The sequence below is a fragment of the Xanthomonas sp. SHU 308 genome (genome assembly GCF_000364645.1).
Classification (GTDB): domain Bacteria; phylum Pseudomonadota; class Gammaproteobacteria; order Xanthomonadales; family Xanthomonadaceae; genus Xanthomonas_A; species Xanthomonas_A sontii.
Map to the genome: position 1 here is coordinate 1 of NZ_AQOK01000321.1, position 8076 is coordinate 8076.

Below are 8076 nucleotides of genomic sequence, written 5' to 3' on the forward strand. Positions count from 1 at the left end.
GCGGGGGAAGGTGCCCCGAAGGGGCGGATGAGGGTACGTGCGAAGCCTCGTGCAACTGATCGCGTCAGCGCTTGCTACCGCACCCTCACCCCAACCCCTCTCCCGAGGGGAGGGGGGCTCGATGCACTGATCAGCCCAGCTTTTCCGACAGCACGCGCCGAATCTCGCTTTCCACCGTGCCCTTCATCGCCGACAGCAGGAAGCCCAGTTCGGCAGTCACGTGCACCTGCTTGGGCAGCAGCTCGATGCGTCCGTCCACGCCCGAGCGCGAGAACAGCAGGGAATCGCCATCCCAGTGCGATTCCAGGTCGAAGCGCTCGGACAGTTTCTTGGCGGCGGTTTCGATGGCCTTGCGCGCCTGCGCGGGGGTCTTGTCGTGGTCGTGGCGGATGTCGATGCTGGACATGCTGGCTCCTGTGCGGGCGGGTGCCCGCGTGAACGATCAGGCATTGTGCGTATGCGCGGTGCATTGTCCAGCGCGCGCGCTTCTGCACTCGCAGGCAACCTGCTAGGCTGCCCGCCGTGCACGATCTGCAAGTCCATTTCAGCAACCGCCAACATCCCGACCGGCCCCTGCGCGCGGGCGTGCATCGCATCGTGCGGCTGGCCTCCGGCCAGGTCAGCGTGGTCGACGACACCCAGGGCGCGTTGCTGCTGGCGCAGTTCTGCCTGGACCGGCGCGGCCTGTGGCTGCAGGTCGCCAACGGCAGCCGCGGCATCCACGTCAACGGCCGCCCGGTGCGGCGCATGGCCCTGCTGCGCGCCGGCGACGCGGTCTACGCCGACGGCGTGGAGATGGTGGTGCAGGGCAAGTGCGAGCCGCTGCAGCGCCTGCCCGAGGTCAGCGAGGCCGAGCACGACGATCCGCGCCTGGTGCTGCGTGGCGTCGGCGGTCCGCACCATGGCCGCAGTTTCACCGTGGACCGGGTACGCAGCATCGGCCGCCTGCGTGAGTGCGACATCCGCATCGACGATCCGGCCTGCGCCGAGCAGCACGCGCGCCTGGAACGGCATGGCGAGCGGGTGCTACTGCGCGGCTTCGGTGAGGCGCAGACCCAGGTCAATGGCGTGGCCGTGCGCAGCTGTTGGCTGCAGCCCGGCGACCAGGTGGTATTCGATGCCCAGCACCGCTTCGTGCTGGAAGTCCCGCAGGTCGTCGGTGCCGAGCCGTTGCGCGACGACCCGGCACTGGCCGCGCTGGCGCTGACCCCGGCGGTGGCGCCGCGCCCTGCCACCGCGCGGCGCTGGCCGTGGCTGTTGCTCAGCGCCTTGTTGCTGGCCGCCGCGCTCAGCGGCCTGCTGTGGTTCGGCGCGCGCTGAGCGCCCGCCAGCCGCGCCAGCCCAGCAGCACCGCCAGGATCGCCGCGTACAGCAGCGGTTCGCGGATGTCCGACTTCACCAGCCACCAGAAGTGCAGCACGGCGAGCACGCCGATCGCATAGATCGCCTTGTGCAGCTTGCCCCAGTTGCGCTTGAGCCGGCGCATCCAGCCCTGGGTGGAGGTGATCGCCAGCGGCACCAGCAGCAACCAGGCCAGGAAGCCGACGGTGATGTACGGGCGTTTGACGATCTCCTCGAAGATCTGCGTCCAGTAGCCGCGCAGGTCCAGCCCCAGATAGGCCGCCAGATGCACGGTCGCATAGAAGAACGCGTACAGCCCGAGCATGCGCCGGAAGCGCAGCAGCACCGATTGCCCGATCAGTTGCCGCAGCGGGGTGATGGCCAGAGTCAACAGCAGCAGCCGCAGCGCCCACAACCCGGTGCGGTGCTCGACCTCGGCCACCGGATCGGCACCGAGCGCATCGCTGCCGGTCTGCCACACCTGCCAGAACTGCCAGCCCAGGTACGCCATCGGCGCCAGCGCCAGCGCATGCACCACCGCCTTGGCGGCGATCAACGAAGCAGAGGTCTTAGCCATGCGCCGTCATCGCGCCGTGTTGGCACAGGCGCCACGCGGCACGCCGACTGCGACTCCAGCTGTCGCGCGAGGCAACCACCAGGCGCCGTGCTTTTCCCATTCCCGATTCCCAGTTCCCCATTCCCAGCCTCTCCTCAATACCATTTCTTCAGATCCATCCCCGCATACAGCGACGCCACCTGGTCGGCATAGCCGTTGAACGGGCGGGTGGGAATGCGCTCGGCGAACAGCTTGCTGGCCTTGCCGGCGATACGGCGCTCGGTCTTCTGGCTCCAGCGCGGATGGTCCACCGCCGGATTGACGTTGGAGAAGAACCCGTACTCGGAGGGTTGCAGCTCGTGCCAGGCGGTTTCCGGCATGCGCTCGACGAAGCGGATCTCGACGATCGACTTGATGCTCTTGAAGCCGTACTTCCACGGCACCACCAGCCGCAGCGGCGCGCCGTTCTGCTGCGGCAGCGGCTTGCCGTACAGGCCGGTGGCGAGCAGGGTCAGCGGGTGCATGGCCTCGTCGATGCGCAGGCCTTCCCTGTACGGCCAGTCGATCGAGCTGTAGCGGATGCCGGGCATCTGCTTGGGATCGGCCAGGGTGGTGAAGGCGACATACTTGGCCTTGGAGGTCGGCGCGAAGCGCTTGAGCACGTCGCCCAGCGGCACGCCCAGCCACGGGATTACCATCGACCAGCCTTCCACGCAGCGCAGCCGGTAGATCCGCTCCTCGGGCGTATGGCCCTTGAGCAGGTCGTCCAGGGACAGCGTGCCGGGCTTCTCGCATTCGCCGGAGACCTTCACCGACCATGGCGAGGTGCGCAGGGTCTTGGCCGCCTTCGACGGATCGGTCTTGTCGGTGCCGAATTCGTAGAAGTTGTTGTAGCTGGTCACGTCCTCGTAGCGGGTCAGCTCCTCGTTGGTGCGGAACCCGCTGCGCGCCTGCTCCGGCGTCACCACGGTCTTGGGCGGGGCCGGCGGCTCGGCGTCGGCGCAGCCGACCAGGCCGGCCACCGGGGTCAGCGCCAGGGCCTGCAGCAGGCGCCGCCGGTCGCGGTAGACCGCCTCGTCGGTGATCTCGCGGCTGGGAACGGTGAGGGCATCGCGCAACGACATGGCGGACTCCTGGAGCGAAGGGGGCGAGCAGTGGCGGGGACTTCACCACAGACTACGCATGCGCAGGGCGAATGGATGCAAATGCAACCTAAATTGCCCGGGCCGCAAGCTGTTGCGCTGCGGCATACTAGGGGTCCTGTCCGATAGGTGCCCCATGACGCGCGCGTTCAATTTCAGTGCCGGCCCCGCTGCCTTGCCGGAATCGGTCCTGCGCCAGGCGCAGGCGGAGATGTTGGAGTGGAACGGCGTGGGCGCCTCGATCGTGGAGCTGAGCCACCGCGGCGCCGAGTTCATGGAGGTGGCGGCACAGGCCGACGCCGACCTGCGCCGGCTGATCGGCATTCCCGACGACTATGCCGTGCTGTTCCTGGCCGGTGGCGCCACCACCCAGCAGGCGCTGCTGGCGCTGAACTTCGCCGCGCCCGGGCAGACCGTGGACTACGTGGTGACCGGGCACTGGGGCAAGACCGCGATCAAGCAGGTCGGGCCCTACGTCGACGTGCACGTGGCCGCCAGCAGCGAGGCCGACGGCTTCCGCGACATCCCGCCCCGCGCCGCCTGGCAGTTGCGCGACGATGCCGCCTACGTGCACATCACCGCCAACGAGACCATCCACGGCGTGGAGTTCCGCGACACGCCCGACGTCGGCGCGGTGCCGCTGTTCGCCGACTTCAGCTCCAGCATCGCCTCCGAGCCGATCGACGTGTCCAGGTACGCGCTGATCTATGCCGGCGCGCAGAAGAACCTCGGCCCGGTCGGCGTCACCGTGGTGATCATCCGCCGCGACCTGCTCGAACGCGCCGGCCAGCCGCGCGCGGACATCTTCGACTACCGCTCGCACGTGGCGCGCGACTCCATGCTCAACACCCCGCCGACCTGGAACTGGTACCTGGCCGGGCTGGTGTTCAAATGGATGCTGGCCGAGGGCGGCGTGGAGGCGTTCGCCGCGCGCAACCAAGCCAAGTCGGCGCTCGTGTATTCGGCGATCGATGCCTCCGGTGGCTTCTATCGCAACGAGGTCGCGGCGGCGGTGCGCTCGCGGATGAACATCCCGTTCTTCCTGCCGGACGAAACCCTCACCGCGCGCTTCGTCGCCGAGTCCAAGGCGGCCGGCCTGCTGGCGCTGAAGGGCCACAAGGCGGTCGGCGGCATCCGCGCGTCGCTGTACAACGCCATGCCCCTGGCTGGCGCGCAGGCGCTGGTCGCGTTCATGCACGACTTCCAGCAGCGCCACGGCTGAGTCGCCGATTTTTGTAGGAGCGGCTTCAGCCGCGACCGGATCGCGCCGGCGATCCGGACCACCGAGGAACCCCCGATCCATGGCCGCAAAGCCGAAGAAATCTCCCGCCGCCGACGCCAAGCCGGCCAAGTCCGCGAAACCCGCCGCCACGCCGGCCCTGGCCGACGTGCGCGCCAAGATCGACGAGATCGACCGCACCATCCAGGCTCTGATCGCCGAGCGCGCGCAGTTCGCGCACCAGGTCGGCAAGGCCAAGGGCAAGCTTGCCGCGGCGGTGGACTACTACCGGCCCGAGCGCGAGGCGCAGGTGCTGCGCATGGTGGTGGACCGCAACCAGGGCCCGCTCAGCGACGAAGTGCTGGTGCACGTATTCCGCGAGATCATGTCCGCGTGCCTGGCGCAGCAGGAGCCGCTGAAGATCGGCTACCTGGGGCCGGAGGGCACCTTCAGCCAGCAGGCGGTGCTCAAACACTTCGGCCGCTCGGCGGTGGGCCTGCCGATGGCCACCATCGAGGAAGTGTTCCAGGAAGTGGAAAGCGGCAACGCCGACTTCGGCGTGGTGCCGGTGGAGAACTCGGGGCAGGGCACGATCCAGGTCACCCTGGACATGTTCCTGACCTCCAACCTGAAGATCTGCGGCGAGACCGAGCTGCGCGTGCACCAGTTCCTGCTCTCGCGCAGCGGGCGGCTGGACGCGATCGAGCGGATCTATGCGCATCCGCAGTCGTTCGCGCAGACCGCCGGTTGGCTGCGCGCGAACCTGCCCAAGGTGGAGAAGATTCCGGTCTCCAGCAACGCCGAGGGCGCGCGCCGCGCGCGCAATGCCGACGATGCGGCGGCGATCGGCGGGGAGAGCGCGGCGCATGTGTATGCGCTGAAGAAGGTGATCATGAAGTCGATCGAGGACGACGCGGACAACACCACGCGCTTCCTGGTGATCGGGCGGCAGATCTTCCCGCCGTCGGGGCACGATCGCACGTCGGTGCTGGTGTTCATCCACGACAAGCCGGGTGCGTTGTTCGATGTGCTCAGTCCGTTCGCGCGGCATGGGATCAGCATGAATCGGATCGAGTCGCGGCCGTCGCATCAGGCGAAGTGGGAGTACGGGTTCTTCATCGATCTGGCGGGGCATGTGGAGGATGAGGCGATGAAGTTGGCGTTGGCGGAGTTGAAGGCGCATTCGGCGCAGATCAAGGTGTTGGGGTCGTATCCGGTGGCGGTGCCTTGAGGTGGTTGCGCGGTTGTTTCGTCTCTAACCGCTGCAGGTCGCTTTGGATTACGAAATAGGTGCATCTGTAGGAGCGGCTTCAGCCGCGACGGAGCGTTCCTCGGGATGAGATCTGTTTCTTCAACGACAACGACAACGACAACGACAACGGCTAACGGCTACGGCAAAAGCAACAGCAACAGCTTTCGCGCTTGCGCGCGAGTCACTTTTCTTTGCTTGTGCAAAGAAAAGTAACCAAAAGAAAGCACACCCGGGCGGGCTGCCCCGCGCTGCGCGCGGGGTCCGCGGACACGACGGGAATTTTCGGAAGGCACATCCATGTGCCTGCCGAAAACGACGCGCATCCTGCGCGTCGCCCCTCGCGGGGTTTTACCCGCCGTGTCCGCCAGCCCTCACGGGGGATTGAGAGCAACAGCGAAAGCAAGAGCAACGGCAACAGCAACAGCAGGAACAACAGCAACGGCAACGGCGGTGGCTGACTTGGTGTAGGCGTCGTGGCAGCAGCGCAAGCGCGCTGTAGCGGCGCCGATGTCGCCGGGTGGTGGTGAATCTTCGGGTGGTTGGACTTTCAGGAACGATGATGAGCAACGAGCAAGGCTGGATCGCAACGCGCGGCACTGCGCTGCAGGGCACGCTGACGGTGCCGGGGGACAAGTCGGTGTCGCACCGGGCGGTGATGTTCGCGGCGTTGGCCGATGGCACGTCGCGGATCGAGGGGTTTCTCGAGGGCGAGGACACGCGTTCGACGGCGGCGATCTTCGCGCGGCTCGGGGTACGGATCGAGACGCCGTCACCGTCGCAGCGTGTCGTGCATGGCGTGGGCGTGGATGGGTTGCAGGCGCCGCAGGGCGAGCTGGATTGCGGGAACGCCGGCACCGGCATGCGTCTGCTCGCCGGGCTGCTCGCGGCGCAGCCGTTCGACAGCGTGCTGGTCGGCGATGCGTCGCTGTCCAAGCGGCCGATGCGCCGGGTCACCGAGCCGCTGGCGCTGATGGGCGCGCGCATCGACACCGAGGCCAATGGCGTGCCGCCGCTGCGCATCCATGGCGGCCAGCCGCTGCGCGGCATCGACTTCGTCTCGCCGGTGGCCAGCGCCCAGGTCAAGTCGGCGGTGCTGCTGGCCGGTCTGTATGCCGACGGTGTCACCACGGTGCAGGAGCCGCATCCCACCCGCGACTACACCGAGCGCATGCTGTCCGCGTTCGGCGTGGACATCGAGTTCGCGCCGGGCCAAGCGCGGCTGCGCGGCGGCCAGCGTCTGCGCGCCACCGATATCGCGGTGCCGGCGGACTTCTCCTCTGCGGCGTTCTTCATCGTCGCCGCCAGCATCATTCCCGGCTCGGACATCACCCTGAAGGCGGTCGGGCTCAATCCGCGCCGAACGGGTCTGCTGGCCGCGCTGCGCTTGATGGGTGCAGACATCGTCGAGCACAACCACAGCGAGCACGGCGGCGAGCCGGTCGCGGATCTGCGCGTGCGCTACGCGCCGCTGCGCGGTGCGCGGATTCCGGAGGACGTGGTGCCGGACATGATCGACGAGTTCCCGGCATTGTTCGTCGCCGCGGCCGCCGCCGACGGCCAGACCGTGGTCAGCGGTGCGGCGGAGCTGCGGGTCAAGGAGTCGGACCGCCTGGCGGCGATGGCCATCGGGCTGCGCAGCCTCGGCATCGTCGTCGACGAAACCCCGGACGGCGCCACCATCCACGGCGGCACGCTGGGTGCCGGGACCATCGAGAGCCACGGCGACCATCGCATCGCCATGGCCTTCGCCATCGCCGGGCAGCTGGCGCAAGGCGAGGTGCGGATCCAGGACGTGGCGAACGTGGCGACGTCGTTCCCGGGTTTCGACACGTTGGCGCGGGGCGCGGGCTTCGCGTTGCGCACCGCCTGATGGTCTGCGCAGCACCGGCCGCGTGCAGGCGCGGCCGGGGGAAGAGGCAAGTCGGGTTGTCGAAACGTCAGTGCGTCGGCTGCGGACGCGGCGGATCGCTGGCGGGTGTCGACTGGGTAGCGCGGTAGCCGCTGCCGTCGTCGTCGCGGTCCACGGCCAGCCACCAGCCGGCCACCGCCAGAGCCAGTGCAATCACGATCATCCAGGCCCACGGCGACCCGCGATCGGCCCGCGCATGCGCTTCCCCGCGCGCAGACGACGGGCGGGCGGGGCGCTTCCACGCGTCCAGCGGCTGTGTCGACTTGTACGGGGTGGGCATGGCGGCAACTCCGGTGCCGTGGGACGGGTCCAGTGTCACCCAGGACCCGCCTCAGGGGTGTCACCCCCATGTGAACGCCGCCCGCGCGTCCGGGCGGCGGTTCAGTTACGGCCCGGGCTTGAAGTCGAACGGAATCTCGATGCTGGCCGGCACTGCACGGCCGTTCTGCTGCGCCGGGCGGAACTTCCAGCGGCGCACGGTTTCCATCGCCGCGCGGTCCAGATCGCGCGAGCCGCTGCGCCGGAGCAGGGCCACGCCGGCGGGCGCACCGCTGGCATCGACCTCGACCCGCACCACCACCGTGCCGGCATCGCCACGGCGCAGCGCCGCCGGGGGATAGCGCGGCGGCGGGGTCTGCCCTTCCAGCGGCACCGGGC

9 protein-coding genes are annotated in these 8076 nt (G+C 68.6%); 4 read left to right on the plus strand and 5 right to left on the minus strand.

All coding sequences use genetic code 11. The features are described 5' to 3' along the window. Positions 1–130 precede the first annotated feature (130 nt). Positions 131–406 (minus strand): polyhydroxyalkanoic acid system family protein, encoded by a 276-nt coding sequence (locus D588_RS0111375; RefSeq protein WP_017916064.1) that lies wholly within the window; start codon positions 404–406, stop codon positions 131–133. A gap of 116 nt (positions 407–522) precedes the next feature. On the opposite strand from D588_RS0111375, the gene D588_RS0111380 reads away from it, so the two are divergent. Beyond that, positions 523–1320: an FHA domain-containing protein gene (locus D588_RS0111380; protein ID WP_017916065.1), complete on the plus strand. Its 798-nt coding sequence runs from the start codon at positions 523–525 to the stop codon at positions 1318–1320. Here the strand turns inward: D588_RS0111380 and msrQ are convergent. Both msrQ and msrP read right to left on the minus strand, forming a co-directional pair. Next, positions 1289–1918 (minus strand): protein-methionine-sulfoxide reductase heme-binding subunit MsrQ, encoded by a 630-nt coding sequence (gene msrQ / locus D588_RS0111385; RefSeq protein ID WP_026143606.1) that lies wholly within the window; start codon positions 1916–1918, stop codon positions 1289–1291. The two genes, D588_RS0111380 and msrQ, sit on opposite strands and share 32 nt — an antisense overlap. A 134-nt stretch (positions 1919–2052) precedes the next feature. Next, the gene (gene msrP, locus D588_RS0111390; protein WP_017916067.1) at positions 2053–3021 is read right to left on the minus strand and encodes a protein-methionine-sulfoxide reductase catalytic subunit MsrP; all 969 of its coding nucleotides are present in this window, start codon (positions 3019–3021) and stop codon (positions 2053–2055) included. 154 nt (positions 3022–3175) lie between these two features. On the opposite strand from msrP, the gene serC reads away from it, so the two are divergent. From serC to aroA, 3 genes are all read left to right on the plus strand, one after another. Continuing rightward, positions 3176–4261: a 3-phosphoserine/phosphohydroxythreonine transaminase gene (gene serC / locus D588_RS0111395; protein ID WP_017916068.1), complete on the plus strand. Its 1086-nt coding sequence runs from the start codon at positions 3176–3178 to the stop codon at positions 4259–4261. A gap of 79 nt (positions 4262–4340) precedes the next feature. Beyond that, positions 4341–5489 (plus strand): prephenate dehydratase, encoded by a 1149-nt coding sequence (pheA, locus tag D588_RS0111400; RefSeq protein WP_017916069.1) that lies wholly within the window; start codon positions 4341–4343, stop codon positions 5487–5489. Positions 5490–6066: 577 nt separating this feature from the next. After that, positions 6067–7380, plus strand: coding sequence for a 3-phosphoshikimate 1-carboxyvinyltransferase (aroA, locus tag D588_RS0111410; RefSeq protein WP_026143607.1), 1314 nt, complete (start codon positions 6067–6069; stop codon positions 7378–7380). Positions 7381–7447: 67 nt separating this feature from the next. On the opposite strand, the gene D588_RS27830 is transcribed toward aroA, so the two are convergent. Both D588_RS27830 and D588_RS0111420 read right to left on the minus strand, forming a co-directional pair. Next, on the minus strand, positions 7448–7699 hold the full coding sequence (locus D588_RS27830) for a hypothetical protein (RefSeq protein WP_157836450.1): 252 nt from the start codon (positions 7697–7699) through the stop codon (positions 7448–7450). Between the two features lie 105 nt (positions 7700–7804). Beyond that, on the minus strand, positions 7805–8076 hold a 272-nt coding region (locus tag D588_RS0111420), incomplete at its 5' end, for an energy transducer TonB (RefSeq protein ID WP_017916072.1).

Excerpts from the sequence above, each read along its gene's own strand:
- D588_RS27830 (WP_157836450.1), bottom strand. The coding sequence starts at position 7,699 with ATGCCCACCCCGTACAAGTCGACACAGCCGCTGGACGCGTGGAAGCGC.
- msrQ (WP_026143606.1), bottom strand. The coding sequence starts at position 1,918 with ATGGCTAAGACCTCTGCTTCGTTGATCGCCGCCAAGGCGGTGGTGCAT.
- D588_RS0111375 (WP_017916064.1), bottom strand. The coding sequence starts at position 406 with ATGTCCAGCATCGACATCCGCCACGACCACGACAAGACCCCCGCGCAG.
- msrP (WP_017916067.1), bottom strand. The coding sequence starts at position 3,021 with ATGTCGTTGCGCGATGCCCTCACCGTTCCCAGCCGCGAGATCACCGAC.
- pheA (WP_017916069.1), top strand. The coding sequence starts at position 4,341 with ATGGCCGCAAAGCCGAAGAAATCTCCCGCCGCCGACGCCAAGCCGGCC.
- serC (WP_017916068.1), top strand. The coding sequence starts at position 3,176 with ATGACGCGCGCGTTCAATTTCAGTGCCGGCCCCGCTGCCTTGCCGGAA.
- aroA (WP_026143607.1), top strand. The coding sequence starts at position 6,067 with ATGATGAGCAACGAGCAAGGCTGGATCGCAACGCGCGGCACTGCGCTG.